Source organism: Exiguobacterium abrahamii, from assembly GCF_015645365.1.
In the GTDB taxonomy this organism is placed as follows: Bacteria; Bacillota; Bacilli; order Exiguobacteriales; family Exiguobacteriaceae; genus Exiguobacterium_A; species Exiguobacterium_A abrahamii.
Genome location: NZ_JADOYC010000005.1, coordinates 73,814 through 91,999, shown reverse-complemented (window position 1 = coordinate 91,999; position 18,186 = coordinate 73,814). Strand labels below are relative to the sequence as shown.

Below are 18,186 nucleotides of genomic sequence, written 5' to 3'. Positions count from 1 at the left end.
TTTTTTATATGGATTCAGGTATGAGGAAGAACGGTCGTTCCAGCAATGAACGCCGAAGGTACTTCGATTTGTGGACGAGCAACGAGATCTTCGCGGACGGTTAATTGAAACGCATGTCGCCCGATCGTGGCATAAGGGATCGCGATCGTCGTCATCGCTAAGACTTCAGCGAGTTCACTTCCATCAAAACCAATGACAGACAGGTCTCCAGGAACCTGATAACCTTGTTTTCGGAGTTCCAAGATCAGACCTGCTGCCACGTGATCACTTGCGGTCAAAATAGCGGTCGGTCGTTGTTTTTGTTGCATCCAGCGTCTTGCGACGGTCGCACCGTCTTCAATCGTCAAGGTCTGTTCATAGACAAATTCGTCACGTACGACCTCTTGATACGCATGTTTACGCGCCAAGCTATTCGTACTATCTGGTCGCCCAAGACAGATGCCGATGCTCGTATGTCCTTGTTGTCGTAGATGTGCAAGTCCTTGTTGAAAGGCCGTATAGTGATCGATATAGACGGCAGCGACATCTTCATGATGTTCACAAAAGACGATCGGTCCATAACGTTCATACGATAAAATCGCTGATAAGGGAAGACTGTGCGACACGACGATGAGGGCGTCGATTTCCTGTTGCGCCAGCGCATCCAGTGCCAGTTGCTCATGCGTTTCCACATAATTCGTTTGCCACGTCAAGAACCGATAGCTCGCGTCAAAGGCAGCTTGCGCAATGCCCTGAAGAATGGCAGCGTGATACGGATGATCAACGAACGGGAGCATGACTCCGACCGTTTTTGTCATACCCGTCGATAGATGAACGGCAGTCTGATTACGGATATATCCGAGTTTTTCGATAGCTTCTCGAACAGCTTGTCGCTTCTCGTTCGCAACGTACGGATGATCATTTAGTACACGTGAGACTGTTGTAACGGACACGTTGGCTTCACGTGCCAAGTCTCGGATGTTCGTCATCGCGCATCCCTCCTGGATTACATCTTACGAGATAATCGTCGTTCAAGTCGGCGCCAATCCTGTCGGGAGACGGGAGCCGAGAATGGAGCTGTCTGCTCAGCCAGTTGATTGATCTTTGAGAGCAGTCGCGTTTTTTCTTGAGGAGACAAATCAGGGTATTGATCGACCAACGTGTGCTGACACAAATAATAACCTGCTGGCGTATGCAATTGTTCGATGGCCCACTCAAAAGCAACATTTCGTTTAAACAGCCGGGTTAATCGTGTATGAATCGACATGATGATTACCTCCTTTTTAGTGTATATCAAGACGATAGGCTATGAAACGCGTTTCACGGCAAGAACTATTTTTACGCAGTGGATCGATTGGAAAAATTCAGCAAGAATTGACCAGTTAGACAAAGAAGTCTATGATTGTGACGATACAACACAAAGAGGGGCGAACGTAAAATGGAATCGACAGACTCGAAGCTGGCATTAAAAATGCTCGTTGTTCTATCTCGGACGATGCATGCGGTGACGGAGCAAGTGAAGGCAGACATCAAAACACATCAGTTGAATTTATCGGAATTCGGAGTTCTTGAATTGCTGTACCACAAAGGGGACACGCCTCTACAACAAATTGGCGATAAGATTCTATTAACGAGTGGAAGTGTGACGTATGTCGTGGATAAACTTGAAAAGCGTGGGTTGATTGCGCGAAAATCATGTGCGACGGATCGTCGTGTCACGTTTGGGACATTAACGGAAGCTGGACGCGAACTAATGGAAGAGACATTCCCGAAACATGAAGCCTTTTTAGCAGACTTGTTTAAGGATTTGTCGGTTTCTGAAAAGGAACAGTTGATTGATCAGTTAAAACGAATCGGTTTACGAGCCGAACATTATACGCCACTCGAAAATGTGTAAGAATTAGCACTCATAAGATCAAGAAAGCTCAGGTCACGGACTTGAGCTTTTTTTTATTCGTTTAGAAGTCAAACTGATTGACAAACGAAAAGGTGGTTGGTATGTTTAGTTACAGAATTTACTTTAAATAAAAGGGAGAAATAATAATGACTAAATTACTTTATGTAACTGTTAACCCGAAAGCTACAGAACACTCTTTCAGCCTTCAAGTCGGTGAAGCATTCCTCGAAAGCTACAAAGCAGCGAATCCTTCAGCTGAAGTAGAAGTTCTCGATCTATATAACGAAACAGTCCAAGAAATCGATACAGATGTTCTTAGCGCATGGGGCAAATTCGCAACAGGCGAAGAGTTAACAGAAGTGGAGATCGCAAAAGTCGGTACGATGACAAAACATCTCGAGCAATACATGGAAGCAGATGAGTATGTCTTCGTCACACCAATGTGGAACTTCTCTTTCCCAGCACGTCTCAAAATGTACATCGACAGCGTTCTTCTTGCAGGTAAAACATTCGCTTATACTGCAGAAGGTCCAAAAGGCTTGATGGAAGGCAAAAAAGCACTCCACATCCAAGCAACAGGTGGCGTCTACACAGGATCTGGTCTCAACTTCGGTGATGACTACCTCCGTCAAGCACTTGCTTTCACTGGTGTAACAGATTACGATGCACTCTTCATCGAAGGTATGGCAATGAACCCAGAAAAAGCAGAAGAGATCAAAGAAGCAGCAATCGCTAAAGCAAAAGAACTCGGTCGTTCATTCTCGACTGTCAACGCATAAGATAAGCGTCAAAAAGGCTCCCGCCGTGTCGGGAGCCTTTTTTTGTGTGCTGTTAAGAGAGTGTTGATTTTTTACGAAGTACGAGCGTCAAGAAGAGCAACAAGTCCTTGAGTTTCTCAAAGCCGCGAGGATGCGTTGAGATACGATAGAGCCACTCTAGCTTGAAGCGACGGAATAATTTAGGTGCGCGTTTACTGTGTCCGGACCAGACGTCGAACGCACCACCGACACCGATGAAGATGCCGTGATCGACTTGATCATAGATGGAAGCGATCCATTCTTCCTGTTTTGGCGCACCGAGTGCGACGAGAACAAGATCAGCGTCTGCTTCTGCGATCGCTCGCGTAGCTTCTTCTGTCTTTCCAAAACCATGAAACGTTCCAACGAAGTGGATGTTCGGAAAACGAATCGATAACTGACGGATCAACGATTTCATAACTTCCGGACGTCCACCGAGTAAAAAGACACGCTTCTCGAGTGCGTCTGCTGTCCGCAATAATTCACGAGCCGTCTCGATTCCCGGCAATGTCGCAGTGAGCGGTGCTCCCATCCGTTTACTGGCAGCCGTCACACCGATTCCGTCTGGTGTGATGAACGTTGCCCGTCGTAAGATGGCATCGTAAGAAGGTTCGCGCAATGCACGCAACACGAGCTCTGGGTTCGCCGTGACAAGAAAGGCTTTTCCGCGGTCGTGTAAGATTGTTTTAATATGGGTATACCATTGCGAAGGTGTCGCATCGACGAATGGTAGTCCGAATAATTGTTTTGTCTGAATCATAGTTTTCCACCTCATCATCCATCATAGCAGAATCAAGACGGACGAACAGCGACTTGAGACTGAAAAAGGAGCGGATTCACGTGCATCCATCTTGGCAAACGGTGTTAAAAGAAGAAAAGGAAAAACCTTATTTTCAGGAACTGTGGGCTTTTTTGAAGGAAGCCTATCAAACGACGACCGTCTATCCTCCAAAAGAGCGGATCTTTCATGCGTTCGATGCAGTCGCGCCAGAAGATGTCCGGTGCGTCATCTTAGGGCAAGATCCCTACCATGGTCCACGTCAGGCGAATGGACTCAGCTTTTCCGTGCATGACGGAGTACCGATCCCTCCATCCCTTCGAAACATGTATAAGGAACTCGTCTCGGATATCGGTTGTCCGGCTCCGACCTCCGGAAATCTCGAAGCATGGTCACGACAAGGAGTATTCTTACTCAATACGTCGCTTACGGTTGAGGAGGGGAAAGCGGGATCCCATGCTAAAAAAGGCTGGGCATCGTTCACGGATCGGGTCATCGAAGTACTAGGAACACAGACGCAACCGATCGTGTTCATTCTCTGGGGGAATCACGCGAAGAGTAAGAAGGCGCTGATTGACACGAATCGTCATCTTGTTCTGGAAGCTGTCCATCCGAGTCCTCTATCAGCGAGCCGGGGATTTTTCGGTAGCAAACCATACTCGCAAACGAATGCATGGTTGAAAGAGCAGGGAAGAGAGCCGATCGACTGGTGTTTGTCGTAAATCAAAAAAGGCTGACTCAAAAGTCAGTCTGAGACTAAAGACAAAGCGCAGTTTTTCTCTTAACGAGAAGGATTGCGCTTTTTGTTCGTCTCGAATCCTTCTTCCAGGTATAAAAAAAGACGCGTCACACGCAACTCCTACAGGAAAAAGCGCAATTTTGCGCTGTCAGAGACAAACAAGACCCGTTTTCCTGCTTGAATGAAGCAGGAAAATTGGCTTGTGTCTCGCCTGAGGAAAGGGCATGAAAAGACGCGTCATTCTTTTTTGAGTTACTTAGCGGCTTGAGAGAGCCGGCTCCTCATCCATCATGAACTTTTCGACAACGAGAGCAACACCATCTTCATCGTTCGAAGCGGTCATATACTGTGCTTTTTCTTTGACGGTATCGGCTGCATTCGCCATCGCGACACCAAGACCTGCCCATTCGATCATCGATAGATCGTTGTTGCCATCTCCACAAGCGATGACTTCTTCTTGAGCGATTCCCAGTTTTTCAGACAGTAAGGCAAGGCTTGTGCCTTTTGTGACACCATCTTCTGTGAATTCAAGGAAAAATGGCTTCGAGCGAGCCACCGCGAGTTCACCCGCAAGTTCCTGTTGAAGCGTCTGTTCGACGCGCGCGAGGTGCGTCTCTTCTGCCATCATTAAACACTTGACGACAGGTGTTTGGATCGCGGATTTAAAATCAGCGACAGGGATGACCTCCATGCCTGTCAGTTGTCCTTCGAGCGTCGTATATTCATTCGGTTCCTCTGTCAGAATTTCATGTCCGACATACGTGTGGATGTAGACACCCTCCCGTTTACTCAAATCGTCGAGGCGATGGACCGTCTCCGGGGAAAGTGTGCTGAGGAAGAGCGACTCGTTCGTTTTACAATCAATGATTGAAGCGCCATTGAAGCTTAGAATGTAACTGCCGTAGCGGGCGAGTTCCAGTTCTTTTGCGAGGTCGAGCATGGCAAAAGTCGGACGACCGCTAGCGAGCACGACCTTCTTCCCGCGTCGCTGCGCAGCGAGTAAAGCTTCTTTCGTACGTGGTGAAATCGTATGGTCACTTGTCAACAAGGTATCATCTAAATCGAGAACAATCATTTTATACGTCATACATTCAAACCCCTTTCAATTATCTGTATATCGTAACAACTTGTCCCCCGTTCGACAATATACTCTCCTCGAAGAGAGTATGATAAAGTGGAAACAGAGCCCGTACGGAAAGGATTCCAACTTTATGAAATATCTCTTCATGATCATATCAAGTCTATTATTAGCAGGATGCAGTACGATGTTTCCGCATCCCGCTTCTTTACTCGAACATCCGTCCCTTCCGGCATGGGAGCAGTCGTTGAAAGAACGGATTGACCGCGATTTGCCGAAAGAGGCAGAGATCGTGGCACCACGAAATCAAGCGGTATCACGTCTATACGAACTCGTCGATTTAGATCGAAATGGTAAAGATGAAGCGATCACCTTCTACCGTAGCGAGCAGGACGGGCGCTTCACGATTCATCTTCTCGTCCATGAACGACAAGGCGAAAAATGGCGACTCGTGGCGCGACAGACGGTAGCTGACGGTCGAGCCATCGACCGACTCGAAGTCATAACTGACGCACGACATAAACAAAACCACCTCGTCATCGGTATTACCAGTTATGGCGAAAATACGTTATACATCATTGAGCAGTTACTATCGAAGCAACGAGACGTCACGACAGTCGATCGGTATGATCGTCTGTCGGTAGCTGATTTGAATCAAGATCGAGAGCGGGATATGGTGCTTCTGCAAAAGGGAAGTCCGTCTCGTTTGATCTATTATAAAGACATCTTGTCGAAAGAGCACCAAGAGACGACACTTTCAACGCAGGATGGCGATTTATTCGCAGAACATGATTTATTTGAAGTCGATACGATCAATGCCGCTCGAAATAAAGGCTTGATCGTCTCATATACACGAGATGCGAAAATGCACATCGCATTATTCCGTTTAGCGAACGATACGTTGGAACAGGTTCGTTTCGGTCAGATCGATGAGATCGTCGAACCGATGTATACCTTCCCGAAAGATGTCGATCAAGACGGAATCGTCGAGTTTGGTCATCAATATACGCCAGAAGGCAGTAAAGGGCGTGAGGGTGAACCGAAACCACGCATCACGGCATACTACACATGGAATGGATCAGATAATCCGCCATTTTTCGAGAGTGGATTTGAATTGCGAGAAGAGCAGTACATCGATCAAGAATACAATTTCGTCATGCGCTTCCCTGCCAACTGGGCGACGCGTGAAACGATCGAGAAACGCGAAAATCGTGTTCGGTTCATCAATCGAGAAACGAAGCAGATTGATTTCGAATTAGAGGTCATTCCGAAGAATCAATACATTGCTAGTGATCAAAAACGAAAAATCAAAGAAGGTATCGATTATGTCTATGTGATTGATGCGACGAAGGATTATGAAGTGTTCGTCAATCGTGTCACACTCGTGGAATAAAGAATCAGGGGGAGAAAAGAATGACCAAAATACTAGTAGCCGAAGATGAACATGCGATTCGCAGTTTCATCGTCATTAATTTGAAACGGGCAGGCTATGATGTCATCGAGGCGGAAAATGGGAAAGAAGCGCTTGCGCAGTTTGATCAACAAACCTTCGATATTCTGTTACTCGATATCATGATGCCGGAAGTCGACGGTTTTGCCGTCTGTGAACAGGCGCGGGCAAAGGATGAGGTCGTCGGGATCATCATGCTGACGGCACGGACACGAGAAGAGGATAAAGTCATGGGACTGAGCGTAGGAGCGGACGATTACATCGCGAAGCCATTCAGTCCAGCAGAGCTACTCGCGCGCATCCAGTCGCTCCTGCGACGGGTAGAGACGTTACGTCGCAGAAAACAGCCGCGTGAACTCGTCTCTGGACCGTTTCGGATTGATTTAGGCGCGAAGCGCGTCCAAAAAGAAGGTGTCGACGTCGAAGTGACACCGACTGAATACGATTTACTTTGCCACTTCATCAAAAACGAAGATCAAGTCATGTCGCGAGATGAATTACTCGATGCGGTATGGGGTGAGAATTACTTTGGTGATCGGAAGACGGTCGATGTCAACATTCGCCGTCTTCGTCAAAAAATCGAAGAAAATCCAGCGGAACCGAAGTTCATCGAGACATTGTGGGGACATGGATACAAGTGGCGTAACGAAGAATGAAGCGCCAGATATTAATGCGGTTCATGACGATTATTACGGTGACAGTCTTACTCGTCATCGGGATCCTCTCGTTCGTGACTTATAACTATTACTACGTGACGGCGACGGATGTCTTGAAACGTCATGCGAATGCGAGTGCTGTCTTATTTGCGAATAGTGGTCTTGCTTACGATTACGCCGACTCAGAAACGACGATCCATGATGTACTTGATTCTTACGCTTATCCAGACGCTGAGATTGAAGTGTTGGATGCGACAGGGATTCCGCGTTACTCTTCGACCGGATTCATCTCGGAACGTAAGTTGACGCGAGAGGCGATCAATCAAGTAAGAGCGGGACAGACCGTCACGAAACGATATGACGATGAGGCGACGGGAGAACATTTACTGGAAGTAACAGAACCTGTTGTGTCATTTGGTCAGACGACGGGAGCGCTTCGTTATACGACGTCGCTTGAGCGAATCGATCGACGTGTGATCGAAATTTGTTTAGCGATCGTTCTCCTGGGTACAGTAATTTGGGGACTTGCCTTCATTTATTCCTCACGTCTCGTCTCGTCGATCGTCCGACCGATTCAAGAAGTCATCGGTGCATCGGATCAAATCGCGAAACAGCATTACGACGTCAAGGTGAACGAGGAATACTCGTTCGAGCTTGGAGAACTAGCGCGGACGATCAATTATATGGGGCAACAGATTAAACAGCAGGAAACATTGAAAGATGAGTTCATTTCTGGTATTTCCCATGAATTACGGACACCACTGACATCGATCAAAGGCTGGAGTGAAACGTTACTCGTCGAACAGGATCAGTTGCCGGAAGAGGCGTCGCTTGGGATGGGCATCATTCATTCGGAGACGGAGCGTTTGATTTCGCTCGTTGAGCAATTACTCGATTTCTCGAAACTCGAGACGAGTCGCCTCGTCTTATACCGTCAGGAAGTCAACTTGACGGAAATCATCGAGACCGTGACGGCGCAACTACGTCAAAAGCTGGAAGAAAAAAATGTCCAGATCGTACAGAAGTTACCGGCGCAAGTCGTCGGTCTGTACGACGAAAACCGATTGAAACAAGTCTTCTTGAACCTGCTTGATAATGCGATCCGCTTTTCTCCAGTCGGTGGTACGATCACCATTCGACTCGTTCGTTCAGAGCGTGTGTTGTTCCTCTCCTTCAGTGATGAAGGTCCCGGGATTCCAAAAGAGCACTTACGTCACGTCACAGAAAAGTTCTATCAAGTGCAAAAAGGAAAGGGTGGAACAGGACTCGGACTATCGATTTGTCGAGAACTCGTTGAAGCACATGAAGGCAAGCTATTCATCGATAATCAGCCGGAAGGCGGCGTCATCGCGACGATTCTGCTACCTGTCACGAAAGCGTAAACACTGAGACGGGCAGAGTGAAACAGAAACTGGTAAAGTTAAATGGATTATAGTACGAAATGGATCAGATGATAGGAAACGGAGGAATCAGTCATGGCACTTGGTGTTTCAAATGGTACGCTTCAACCGCTCTCCGGAAAACCGAACGCGGTATCTACTCAAACCGATCTACAGGATATGAAAATGCGTCCGCTCCCGTTCAAAGGAACGCTTGCAGATTCGAAGTTCCAACTCTTACGTATTCTACAAAGCCTCGACCGCGTCAAAGTCGTCAAGGAGGAAGGTGCATACATCCATGCCATCTTCACGAGTAAAGTCTTTCGCTTCAAGGATGACGTCGAATTTTACTTCGATGAAGCCGCACAAGTGATCCATTTCCGTTCGGCATCGCGTGTCGGATACTCCGACTGGGGCGTCAACCGTAAACGGATGGAAGACATCACACGTCGTTACGAGGAGGGATCACGATGAAGACCTATCAATTAGTTGTCATTGGTGGTGGGGCAGCCGGAATGACGATTGCTGCTGGTGCAGCAAGTCTCGGCGCGCACGTCGCCCTGATCGAACGGCATACGCACCTAGGCGGAGATTGTCTCCACTACGGTTGCGTTCCTTCAAAGGCGTTGATCGAAGCAGCGCACGATGTTCATGTCATGAAGCGAACGGCTGAAAAATACAACGTGACACTGAACGGGGACGCGGTCTATTCCAAAACGAAAGCAAGCGTCGATCGGGCACGTAACATCATTCAATCACACGATGGAACGAAACGGTTCGAAGACCTTGGTGTCGATGTCTATATCGGAGAAGCGACATTCCTCAGTGCCCATGAAGTGGAAGTGGCGGGACAGCTTGTCGTAGGTGAGAAGTTTGCGATCTCAACGGGATCTCAACCCATCATTCCACCGATTGATGGACTCGATACGATTGATTATTTAACGAACGAGACGATCTTCGAATTGACGGAGCGTCCCGAGCGTCTGCTCGTCATCGGTGGTGGGGCGATCGGTCTTGAGTTGTCGCAAGCGTATGCGCACCTCGGAACGGAAGTTACTATCATCGAGGGGATGAAGACATTACTCGGAAAAGAAGATCGCGACATGGTCGAAGTCATTCAACGTCAGCTTGAGCAAGAATTGACGTTGCATCTCGATACGAAGGTCACACATGTCCGTAAATCAGCAGGAGGCATCGAAGTGACGGTCGAAGCAAATGGGGAATCACGCGTCATTGAAACGGATGCTGTTCTGGTCGCAGTCGGTCGTAAGCCACGTATCGAAGCACTACGTCTCGATCGAGCCGGTGTACACGTCGAGAAAGGATTCGTCCAAGTCGATGGTTCACTTCGGACAAGTCAGCGACACATCTTTGCTGTTGGAGATACGATCAACTCGCTCCCATTTACGCATGTCGCAGGACTGGAAGGAAAAACGGTCGTCACGAATGCTTTATTCGGTCTACGGACGAAACCGGATTATCGCGCGGTTCCGTGGGTCACATTCACGACGCCTGAATTATTCCATCTCGGATTGACGGAAGACGAGGCACGCAAGAAACATGGGGAGATCAAGGTCTATCAGACCGGTCTCGATGAAGTCGATCGTTTCGTCATCAATGGTCAGACGGAAGGGCGCGTCAAGCTCATCGCCGATAAGCGTGGAAAACTGATTGGAGCACATGCAATCGGAGAACAAGCCGGTGAGTGGATGCAAGAAGTCGTCTATGCGATGGCACGTAAAGATAAGGTCGGTCAATTGTCGCGTGTCGTCCATCCATATCCGATCCGTGGTGCTGCGGTTCAGCGTGCTGCTGATGTCTACTGGCGTGAACGTCTATTCGCTGGTCCGATCCCAAAATGGTTGAAACGTTATTTCGACTGGAAACAAGGAGAATGATTCATGCAACAACCTGCTACTAAACGGAATTTCGTTCCGCTCGTCATCCTGTTGACGCTTGTCATCAACTTGCTCGTGGCGCTCTTATTCTTTGCACCACCTGTACAAGTCGATTCAGGATTCGATTGGACGTTGCTTCCTTTTTTGAATGCCATCTTCAATAGTTTTACCTTCATGCTGTTGCTCGGCGCTTGGATTTCCATTCGTCGTGGCAACCGGGTGAACCATCGTCGCTTCATTGGTGGTGCGATGACGACAACGACACTGTTCTTGATTTCGTACGTCACGTATCATGCCGTCAGTGAATCGACGAAATTCGGAGGCGAAGGTTTCGTTCGCCCTGTCTATTTCTTCATCCTGATTACGCACATCATTCTAGCTGCAGTCATCGTCCCACTCGTCTTGATGTCACTCGCGCACGCTGTGAATCAAAACTTCGAGAAGCATAAAAAGTGGACACGCTTTACGATGCCGCTTTGGTTATACGTCAGTTTGACCGGTGTCATCGTCTATATCATGATTCGTCCGTATTATTAAAAAAATCCTTCGTGGCGAACTGCCACGAAGGATTTTTTATCGTTAGGACTTAACTTTTGTTTCGTCGAGTACATTCGCCTTCAGATCGATCAATGGTCGAATTAACACTTCGACGCGTCGATTCTGACTGCGACCTGCTTCTGTTTGATTGGACGCGATTGGTTGGAATTCACCGTAACCGCTGACGGTGAAGCGTTTTGGTTCGAGTTTCGGATTGCGTTGCAAAGCACGCATGAAACTGATCGCCCGGTCCGCACTCAGTTCCCAGTTTGACGGATACTGTGCTGTGTTGATTGGAATATTATCTGTATGTCCAGACACTTGAATCTGACGTTGCCCTGCTTTGACGAGTAGTGCACTCATCCCTTCTGCAATTTGAAGTGAGCGTCCTCTTACTTCTGCTTGAGCTGGTGAGAACAACGCGCGGTCGCGAATCGTAAAGACAAGTCCTTCATTCGTGATTTCGACCTTGATGTCTTTTTCAAGTTTTTCATTCTTAATGTATTGATTGGCTTCTTCTTTGATTTTTTCGAGTTCTGCGATCTCATAGCTTTGTGCCTTCGTCCGCGCATCGAGTTTTTTCGAATCCTCTTCTTCTTGAGTAGAAAGTGAACTGTTCGTGATCATCCCTGATCCACCGTTGAAGACAGAACTAAATGTCTGTGACATCGCTTTTAGTTTCACGACATCGACACTACTCGAAGCAAAAAGTACGATGAAGAGTGCCAGAAGTAAGGTCAATAAGTCGGCGTACGGAATTAACCAGCCTTCGGAGATATGTTCGTCATGCGGCTTCTTTTTCCGCTTCATAATTTGCACGCTCCTTCGGTGTCAAGTACACAAGTAGCTTATCCTCTAAGTTTTTCGGTGATTCACCGTTTTGAATCGAGAGAATTCCTTCAATCATCATCTCGTATAATTGAATCTCGTTCGCTGATTTTTGCTTCAGCTTCGTTGCGAACGGGAACCATAGGACGTATCCGGTGAAAATCCCGAATAGTGTTGCGATGAAGGCACCTGAAATGGCGTGACCTAATTTTTCGATGTCTGATAAATCGGATAAGGCGGCAACGAGACCGACAACGGCACCGAGAACCCCGAGCGTTGGTGCGTAAGTACCGGCTTGCGTAAAAATGTTCGCATTCGCATGATGGCGTTCCGTCATGTTTTCGAGGTCACGTGTCATGACGTCCTCGACGTATTCGGATGGTTGTCCATCGATGACCATCATGACGCCGCGCTTCATGAAGGCATTATCGACTTCTTCAAGTGCTGATTCGAGAGATAACAGACCTTCTTTACGTGCTTGCGTCGAGAGTGTCAGAAATTGTCCGAGCAACACTTGTTTCGTCATCAGCTTTTGTTCGAATAAGATGACTTTAAATAAGGCAGGTAAGACTTTCAATCGTTCCTTCGGGAAGGAAATCATGATGGCAGCTGCTGTCCCGACAAAGATGATGACGAGTGCTGCTGGGTTAAGCAAAGCAACGGGAGGCGCACCTTTTAAGATCATACCTCCGACTAGTGTGATGAGACCAAGAATGATCCCGATGATCGACACGATATCCATGATTGATGTGTGCCACCTTTCTGTATGTAATCCGTATAGGAACGAAAAATAAAAGAGCAGAAGACACTTCTTCTGCTCGGAAATCCAAAAACCGAGAATCAAGCGCCGTTTTCGTCGATTAGCATTTGAATGCTTTCGTTTCGTTCGTCACGCTCTATATCGGTCAGTACGTCGTATTTTTTTAACACTTGATACAATTCATTTAGAATCGGTTGCTCCAAATGTAATGATAAGAGTTCCTCGAATTGATAATACAATTGCGCAGGCATCCATTGTGATTGTCGTTCCAGCCTTCGCCAGACATCCTCAATCGAATGATCAGCCGTCTTAGGGTCCACTGTTTCCCTCAACCTCCTTTAATGATTACACGTCCACTTTTATCTAGTTTACCAAAAAAATACGAAAACGTTTAGTCGATTGCATATTTCGATAGAACTTCTTAATTCGAGGGAGTATGATAAAGACAATTCTGTCTGAAAACAATCTAGGGGGAGTAAGATGTTCTCGCATAAAAGACGTTCACGACTCGCACGCTTCGGGCGTTTCGGTGAATTGATGTATCATCAGCTGTTTGATAAACCGGCACGCTTCATTGCGACAGGTTTTACATTGACGATTTTGCTCGGTGGTTTTTTATTATGGTTACCGATTTCTCAGAACGAGGGGCAAGCGGTCTCTTTCATCGATAGTTTATTCGTTGCCACCTCTGCGGCGACAGTGACCGGGTTATCGACGATCAACATCGCAGAATCCTACGATCTGCTCGGGCAGATCATTCTCATGCTGCTCATCCAAATCGGGGGTCTTGGATTCATGACGATTGCACTCGTCTTACTCAGCGTCACGGGCCGAAAGATTGGGATTCGTCAGCGGATCATCATCCAAGAAATGTTCAACCTCGATAGTCCGGGCGGTACGATTCGTCTCGTCCGTAACATTATCTTAACGACGGTCGTCGTTGAGATGATTGGTATGCTCTTGATTGCATTAGACTTGTTCATTCAATACAAATATACCTTTGGGAGAGCATTGTATTATGGCTTGTTCCATGCAGTTTCTGCTTTCAACAACGCAGGGTTTGCTTTATGGGGGGATAGTCTAATTGGCTTCCAACAAGATACGACATTCATTCTGACGATTGCAGCGCTCTTGATGATCGGTGGTCTTGGTTTTACGGTCATCGCGGATATCGCTGGAAAACGAAACTTCAAGAAAATTTCGCTCCATTCTAAATTGATGGTGCTATCACTACTCGTCATCAATGGACTAGGTGTTTTAGCAATGATGCTCTACGAATGGGTTTCGAACTTGGGGTCGTTAAAAGATGAATCGTTCTTCAGTGCGCTCCATATCGTATTTTTCCAAGTCGTCACGACACGAACGGCTGGTTTCCAGACAATCGATTTAACGACGATGGTGCCGCTCTCGATCGGTTTGATGATGGTTTTGATGTACATTGGGGCAGGTTCCGCATCAACAGGTTCCGGGATCAAGGTCACGACGGCAGCGGTCATCTTAAAAAATGTCTGGACGTATCTCCGCGGACAGCGTGAAACGGTTCTGATGCGACGGACTGTTCAGACGCAAGCGATTCAAAAGGCATACGCGATTGCTGTCTTCAGTTTATTGTTCATCGCTTTAATTACGACGTTCCTGGCGTTGACCCAGCCGAATATTTCCTTTATTGGTCTATTCTTTGAGACCGTTTCGGCATTTGGAACAGTTGGTCTTTCTTTGAACGTAACAGCTGAGCTCAATAGCTTTGGTAAGTTTTTGATCATGTTTATGATGCTACTTGGACGTGTCGGCTCCTTGACGATTCTGTTCACGTTCGCGACGCAACGAGACCGGACGATTCGTTATCCAAAAGAAAATATGTTGATCGGGTAACCCATAAAAAAGTCCAATCGACTTCCGTGGCGGAAGAACGATTGGACTTTTTTAGTGTGTTGCGTGTTTTTGATAATACTGGACGAGTCGAGGCATCGTTTCTGCAAGATCTGGACAAATAATACCAGTGTTCCGTAAGTCACGTAAGGCATGTGTCGTATCGTATTGAACGGGATGAATGAAGTAGTCAAGTGTCTGCCGTTGCATCTGAAGTCGTTTCGCGACAGCTGGAGTCAATGCCGTGCTGACGAGTCGAAACGGAACGATTCCGCGCGGATAACGTCCATAATAGGCGACGTGTAACATCTCAAAAATCGCATGTGCGCCATGTGGGAATGGATCTGTCAGATGATAGGTCTTATTTCTTCCGACCGGTGCATGACTGAGATAAGCGGTCGCTTCAATGACGTAATCATAGGGCACGAGATTGACGAGTGCGTTTGCTCGACCTGGGTACGGAAGAGGAGCAAAAGATTGCAGGAGACGCATCGCGTTCAAAACGAAATACACGCCATCCCACTTCGATGTTTCGCCCGTTTCGGAATGTCCGACGACGATCCCAGGACGGATGATCGTATAGGGGATCGTTCCGATTTCTTTACGGAAACGCACTTCTGCTAAATATTTCGTTTCTTCATAAGCATTTTTGAAGGCACTTGCTTGTAACTCATCTTCTAGAACCATTCCGGAACGAAGACCCGAGATATACGCTGTACTGAAGTAAATGTAGCGCTCTAAGGTCCGACACGTATGAGCAAACTGTGTCACGTTCGCGGTACCGATCACATTGATTCGAAAGGCAGGTTCATATGCTGTTGCTAAATCATATAGCGCCGCGAGATGAAAGATGTGTGTGACGTCTTGTTGCAACATCATCCGCGTCTCTGATGATAAAGCAAGCTGTTCGACCGTGATATCGCCTTCGTGCAATAAAAGTTGCTCCGATCGTAAGGATGTACGTTCTAGAAGATCCTGGCGTCGCTTAACAGCTGCGTTTCGCTCTGACGGTAAATGAAGCAAATGAAAACAAGCGATTTGATCCGGTACACGTGCCAGTTGTTCGATCAGTTTGGTTGCTAAAAAACCAGGGAAACCCGTCATGAAGTAGGTCCGCATCAATTCCATTCCTTTCTTGGATCACGTTCGAGTACGACGGTGAACGTCGAACCATCATTGATTTCTGATTCAACGGAAATCGCACCTCCGTGTGATTCGATGATTTCCTTACAGATGGCAAGTCCGAGTCCGGTTCCGCCGATTTTCCGGATGTCTGAGTTATCGACCCGGTAAAATTTCGTAAAGAGTTTGTCGAAAGCATTTTGTGGGATACCGAGTCCGTAATCGGTCACAGAGAACGTTGTTTGTTCCGGATTGGCTGAAAGAAGAACTCGAATATGATCCGCTTGTGGAGAATACTTAATGGCGTTCGAAAGCAAGTTCAAGATCACCTGCTTGATTTTGTGCTCGTCCGCAAAAATCAGAACAGGATCCTCTGGCAGTTCTAGATCAATCCGATGCGTCTCGACGGTTTCGCCATAGGCATCGACGGTCGATGCGAGAAGATCGCGTAACGAGAACGACGTGAAGGTGTACTCCTGTTTTCCACCTTCTAGACGCTGAATGTCTAAAAACTCATTTAATAGCGTCGTCAATCGTTTCGTCTCTTCGTGAACGATCTCAACATACCGTTCGATTCGATCAGCCGATTGTTTTTTATATCGCAGTAATTCCATATAGCCAAGAATGGAGGACAGCGGCGTGCGCAACTCATGCGATACTGTACTGACGAGTTCGTCTTTTACTTGATCCATCTTCGCTTCCTCTGTCCGATCACGGAAAACAAATAGGAAGCCATGACGAGAAATGCGACTCTTCTCCTTTTTGATCGCAGTCGCATAAAATTCGAAATAAAGTGGACTGGACTCATTTGGTCGCTGTAACGTGAAACGAAACGATAGTTCAGAATGTTTTCCGGCGAGTAATTCTTCTACTTGTCGGAGCATCTCGAATCGAGTGTTCAAATCGAGATTCGGAATCAGACTGATTCGTTCTTGAATCTTACTTGGTGCAATGCCTGGGACATCGAGTAATTTGCGTGCTTTGACGTTCATGAAGATGAAACTCCCATCCTCTTCTGTCAGTAGGAACCCTTCATTGGATGCCTGAAGAATCGATTGTGTGATATCACGCTGACGCATGATGGCATTTTTTTCACGTTCAAGCATTTTCTCAATCTTTTTTCGTTCTGTAATATCACGAACGACGGCGACACGCATCCGGATGTTGTTGTAGATGATTTCACGCGGGAAGACTTCGATTTCGACAGAGGTTCCGTCGGCACGTTGACCGAGGACTTCGTATGGTTCTTCTCGATGCTCCTCGATGCGTTGCAAGACACGCGCGTGATGATCCGGATGAATCAATTCAAGCGTCATCTTGCCTTTCATTTTCTCAAGTTTCGTCCGGAAAATGACTTCTGCTGCGCGATTGGCATCGATGATGATGCCATGGTCATGAAAGATGACGGCTTCAACGACGGATTCCGAGAAGAGTCGGAAGCGGCGTTCGCTTTTCGTCAGATGCCATTCGATTTGTTTTTGCGGTGTGATGTCCTGAATGAGCAGGAAGTACGTATCGTTTGGCAATCGTGTCATATAAAGGCGTCCGTGGAACGTTGAGCCATCCAAACGATGATAGGTCCATTCATTTTCAGCTTCCCGTCCATGCAGTAAAAAAAGTTGCGCGTCCGATAAGTCCTTTAAGTTCAATTGTTCGAGATGTTGACGGCGGGTAGCGATTTCCTTCGCATCATGTAGAATCGTCGCTTGGAGACCAATGATGTCTTCGGCATGCTCGAAACGGAATAAGGTGCTTGCCACCTCGTTACAAGTTTGAATCCGAAACTCCGAGTCGGTGATGAATAGAGCAGTATCTAGTGTTGAATTGAATAAGTCCTCGATTTTCAGGGGGGCGACATGGACAAGAAAATAGTCCGTCGCTTCAATCGCTGTGACTGTTAATTGATGTGTCGTTGAAATGACGGCTTCCTTCTGTAATGGAAAGAAATCATCCGTGATGGGAAACAGCTCCTGAACGGTTTCGATATTCGGAGTGTTCATGAACTGGTGTTGAAACGCGTCATTATGAAATTGAATCCTTCCATTTGCATCGACAAGAAGAACAGGGTCTTTCATAGCACGTAACGTTGCGTGAATGATTCGTAGCGATGAAGGAGATGAATGTTCTGCCATGAGCTACCTCCTGACTGGTCTTCGACCATGGATTTTAAAACAGTCTTTCCTCGTTAGTTTACTTCTGCAAGACGAGTCGTGTTTCCTGTTGAAGGAAGCAACCAACGAAGAATTTTAGTATAGTGAAAAAAAGGTCACGACGAAGTAGAGGGGAAAAGCACGATGAAACGATTAAAACGAAAACGATTGTTACTAGCAGCTTTGTTTGCAATGATAGGAATTTTCGGAACTTATTTTTTTTCGAGTTCTTGGGAACCTTTAATCTTAATTATCAGTATAGTAGGGTG

General features: G+C 46.9%; 19 protein-coding genes. 10 read left to right on the top strand and 9 right to left on the bottom strand.

What is annotated here, in order from left to right; all coding sequences use genetic code 11:
• Positions 1-14 precede the first annotated feature (14 nt).
• A complete protein-coding gene (locus tag ITJ88_RS13675) occupies positions 15-968 on the bottom strand; it encodes a LacI family DNA-binding transcriptional regulator (RefSeq protein WP_064300693.1) in 954 nt (317 codons plus the stop codon).
• Positions 969-985: 17 nt separating this feature from the next.
• Positions 986-1,246, bottom strand: a complete 261-nt coding sequence (locus ITJ88_RS13670) for a hypothetical protein (RefSeq protein WP_195866006.1) — start codon at positions 1,244-1,246, stop codon at positions 986-988.
• A 171-nt stretch (positions 1,247-1,417) separates the two neighbouring features.
• Between ITJ88_RS13670 and ITJ88_RS13665 the strand changes: the two genes are divergently transcribed.
• Positions 1,418-1,876, top strand: coding sequence for a MarR family winged helix-turn-helix transcriptional regulator (locus tag ITJ88_RS13665; protein ID WP_029342913.1), 459 nt, complete (start codon positions 1,418-1,420; stop codon positions 1,874-1,876).
• 146 nt (positions 1,877-2,022) lie between these two features.
• Positions 2,023-2,655, top strand: coding sequence for an NAD(P)H-dependent oxidoreductase (locus ITJ88_RS13660; RefSeq protein ID WP_023469709.1), 633 nt, complete (start codon positions 2,023-2,025; stop codon positions 2,653-2,655).
• A 52-nt stretch (positions 2,656-2,707) separates the two neighbouring features.
• Here the strand turns inward: ITJ88_RS13660 and ITJ88_RS13655 are convergent, their stop codons facing one another.
• Positions 2,708-3,433 (bottom strand): WecB/TagA/CpsF family glycosyltransferase, encoded by a 726-nt coding sequence (locus tag ITJ88_RS13655; protein WP_195866005.1) that lies wholly within the window; start codon positions 3,431-3,433, stop codon positions 2,708-2,710.
• A gap of 80 nt (positions 3,434-3,513) precedes the next feature.
• Between ITJ88_RS13655 and ITJ88_RS13650 the strand changes: the two genes are divergently transcribed.
• Positions 3,514-4,173, top strand: coding sequence for a uracil-DNA glycosylase (locus tag ITJ88_RS13650; RefSeq protein ID WP_195866004.1), 660 nt, complete (start codon positions 3,514-3,516; stop codon positions 4,171-4,173).
• 273 nt (positions 4,174-4,446) lie between these two features.
• On the opposite strand, the gene ITJ88_RS13645 is transcribed toward ITJ88_RS13650, so the two are convergent.
• Positions 4,447-5,277: a Cof-type HAD-IIB family hydrolase gene (locus ITJ88_RS13645; RefSeq protein WP_195866003.1), complete on the bottom strand. Its 831-nt coding sequence runs from the start codon at positions 5,275-5,277 to the stop codon at positions 4,447-4,449.
• Positions 5,278-5,416: 139 nt separating this feature from the next.
• On the opposite strand from ITJ88_RS13645, the gene ITJ88_RS13640 reads away from it, so the two are divergent.
• The 6 genes from ITJ88_RS13640 (at position 5,417) to ITJ88_RS13615 (ending at position 11,188) form a co-directional block, all read left to right on the top strand.
• Positions 5,417-6,661, top strand: coding sequence for a hypothetical protein (locus tag ITJ88_RS13640; RefSeq protein ID WP_230088868.1), 1,245 nt, complete (start codon positions 5,417-5,419; stop codon positions 6,659-6,661).
• Between the two features lie 20 nt (positions 6,662-6,681).
• On the top strand, positions 6,682-7,374 hold the full coding sequence (locus ITJ88_RS13635) for a response regulator transcription factor (RefSeq protein WP_023469704.1): 693 nt from the start codon (positions 6,682-6,684) through the stop codon (positions 7,372-7,374).
• A 23-nt stretch (positions 7,375-7,397) separates the two neighbouring features.
• On the top strand, positions 7,398-8,756 hold the full coding sequence (locus ITJ88_RS13630) for a sensor histidine kinase (RefSeq protein WP_230088867.1): 1,359 nt from the start codon (positions 7,398-7,400) through the stop codon (positions 8,754-8,756).
• 93 nt (positions 8,757-8,849) lie between these two features.
• Positions 8,850-9,227, top strand: a complete 378-nt coding sequence (locus ITJ88_RS13625) for a DUF1499 domain-containing protein (RefSeq protein ID WP_195866000.1) — start codon at positions 8,850-8,852, stop codon at positions 9,225-9,227.
• On the top strand, positions 9,224-10,651 hold the full coding sequence (locus tag ITJ88_RS13620) for a dihydrolipoyl dehydrogenase family protein (RefSeq protein ID WP_195865999.1): 1,428 nt from the start codon (positions 9,224-9,226) through the stop codon (positions 10,649-10,651). Before ITJ88_RS13625 ends, ITJ88_RS13620 begins: the two co-directional genes overlap by 4 nt.
• A 3-nt stretch (positions 10,652-10,654) precedes the next feature.
• Entirely contained in the window at positions 10,655-11,188 is a 534-nt protein-coding gene (locus ITJ88_RS13615) for a DUF420 domain-containing protein (RefSeq protein WP_023469700.1), read from the top strand.
• Between the two features lie 42 nt (positions 11,189-11,230).
• Here the strand turns inward: ITJ88_RS13615 and ITJ88_RS13610 are convergent, their stop codons facing one another.
• The 3 genes from ITJ88_RS13610 to ITJ88_RS13600 form a co-directional block, all read right to left on the bottom strand.
• A complete protein-coding gene (locus tag ITJ88_RS13610) occupies positions 11,231-11,998 on the bottom strand; it encodes a flagellar motor protein MotB (protein WP_195865998.1) in 768 nt (255 codons plus the stop codon).
• Entirely contained in the window at positions 11,973-12,758 is a 786-nt protein-coding gene (gene motA, locus ITJ88_RS13605; protein WP_029342903.1) for a flagellar motor stator protein MotA, read from the bottom strand. Before motA ends, ITJ88_RS13610 begins: the two co-directional genes overlap by 26 nt.
• Before the next feature lie 98 nt (positions 12,759-12,856).
• Complete coding sequence (locus ITJ88_RS13600; RefSeq protein WP_023469697.1) at positions 12,857-13,096, bottom strand: hypothetical protein; 240 nt, start codon at positions 13,094-13,096, stop codon at positions 12,857-12,859.
• Between the two features lie 160 nt (positions 13,097-13,256).
• Here ITJ88_RS13600 and ITJ88_RS13595 point away from each other — a divergent pair, with 160 nt between their 5' ends.
• Positions 13,257-14,648, top strand: coding sequence for a TrkH family potassium uptake protein (locus tag ITJ88_RS13595; RefSeq protein ID WP_064300686.1), 1,392 nt, complete (start codon positions 13,257-13,259; stop codon positions 14,646-14,648).
• A gap of 51 nt (positions 14,649-14,699) precedes the next feature.
• Here ITJ88_RS13595 and ITJ88_RS13590 read toward each other — a convergent pair whose 3' ends face one another.
• Together ITJ88_RS13590 and ITJ88_RS13585 are read right to left on the bottom strand one after the other, a co-directional pair.
• Positions 14,700-15,764 carry an SDR family oxidoreductase gene (locus ITJ88_RS13590; RefSeq protein WP_230088866.1) on the bottom strand — a complete coding sequence of 355 codons (1,065 nt, stop codon included), beginning with the start codon at positions 15,762-15,764 and terminating at the stop codon, positions 14,700-14,702.
• Positions 15,764-17,899, bottom strand: a complete 2,136-nt coding sequence (locus ITJ88_RS13585) for an ATP-binding protein (RefSeq protein WP_195865996.1) — start codon at positions 17,897-17,899, stop codon at positions 15,764-15,766. Before ITJ88_RS13585 ends, ITJ88_RS13590 begins: the two co-directional genes overlap by 1 nt.
• Positions 17,900-18,186 lie beyond the last annotated feature (287 nt).

Coding starts and splice junctions, on each gene's coding strand:
- ITJ88_RS13675 (WP_064300693.1), bottom strand. CDS start 968: ATGACGAACATCCGAGACTTGGCACGTGAAGCCAACGTGTCCGTTACA.
- ITJ88_RS13670 (WP_195866006.1), bottom strand. CDS start 1,246: ATGTCGATTCATACACGATTAACCCGGCTGTTTAAACGAAATGTTGCT.
- ITJ88_RS13665 (WP_029342913.1), top strand. CDS start 1,418: ATGGAATCGACAGACTCGAAGCTGGCATTAAAAATGCTCGTTGTTCTA.
- ITJ88_RS13660 (WP_023469709.1), top strand. CDS start 2,023: ATGACTAAATTACTTTATGTAACTGTTAACCCGAAAGCTACAGAACAC.
- ITJ88_RS13655 (WP_195866005.1), bottom strand. CDS start 3,433: ATGATTCAGACAAAACAATTATTCGGACTACCATTCGTCGATGCGACA.
- ITJ88_RS13645 (WP_195866003.1), bottom strand. CDS start 5,277: ATGACGTATAAAATGATTGTTCTCGATTTAGATGATACCTTGTTGACA.
- ITJ88_RS13640 (WP_230088868.1), top strand. CDS start 5,417: ATGATCATATCAAGTCTATTATTAGCAGGATGCAGTACGATGTTTCCG.
- ITJ88_RS13635 (WP_023469704.1), top strand. CDS start 6,682: ATGACCAAAATACTAGTAGCCGAAGATGAACATGCGATTCGCAGTTTC.
- ITJ88_RS13630 (WP_230088867.1), top strand. CDS start 7,398: ATGACGATTATTACGGTGACAGTCTTACTCGTCATCGGGATCCTCTCG.
- ITJ88_RS13625 (WP_195866000.1), top strand. CDS start 8,850: ATGGCACTTGGTGTTTCAAATGGTACGCTTCAACCGCTCTCCGGAAAA.
- ITJ88_RS13620 (WP_195865999.1), top strand. CDS start 9,224: ATGAAGACCTATCAATTAGTTGTCATTGGTGGTGGGGCAGCCGGAATG.
- ITJ88_RS13615 (WP_023469700.1), top strand. CDS start 10,655: ATGCAACAACCTGCTACTAAACGGAATTTCGTTCCGCTCGTCATCCTG.
- ITJ88_RS13610 (WP_195865998.1), bottom strand. CDS start 11,998: ATGAAGCGGAAAAAGAAGCCGCATGACGAACATATCTCCGAAGGCTGG.
- motA (WP_029342903.1), bottom strand. CDS start 12,758: ATGGATATCGTGTCGATCATCGGGATCATTCTTGGTCTCATCACACTA.
- ITJ88_RS13595 (WP_064300686.1), top strand. CDS start 13,257: ATGTTCTCGCATAAAAGACGTTCACGACTCGCACGCTTCGGGCGTTTC.
- ITJ88_RS13590 (WP_230088866.1), bottom strand. CDS start 15,764: ATGCGGACCTACTTCATGACGGGTTTCCCTGGTTTTTTAGCAACCAAA.
- ITJ88_RS13585 (WP_195865996.1), bottom strand. CDS start 17,899: ATGGCAGAACATTCATCTCCTTCATCGCTACGAATCATTCACGCAACG.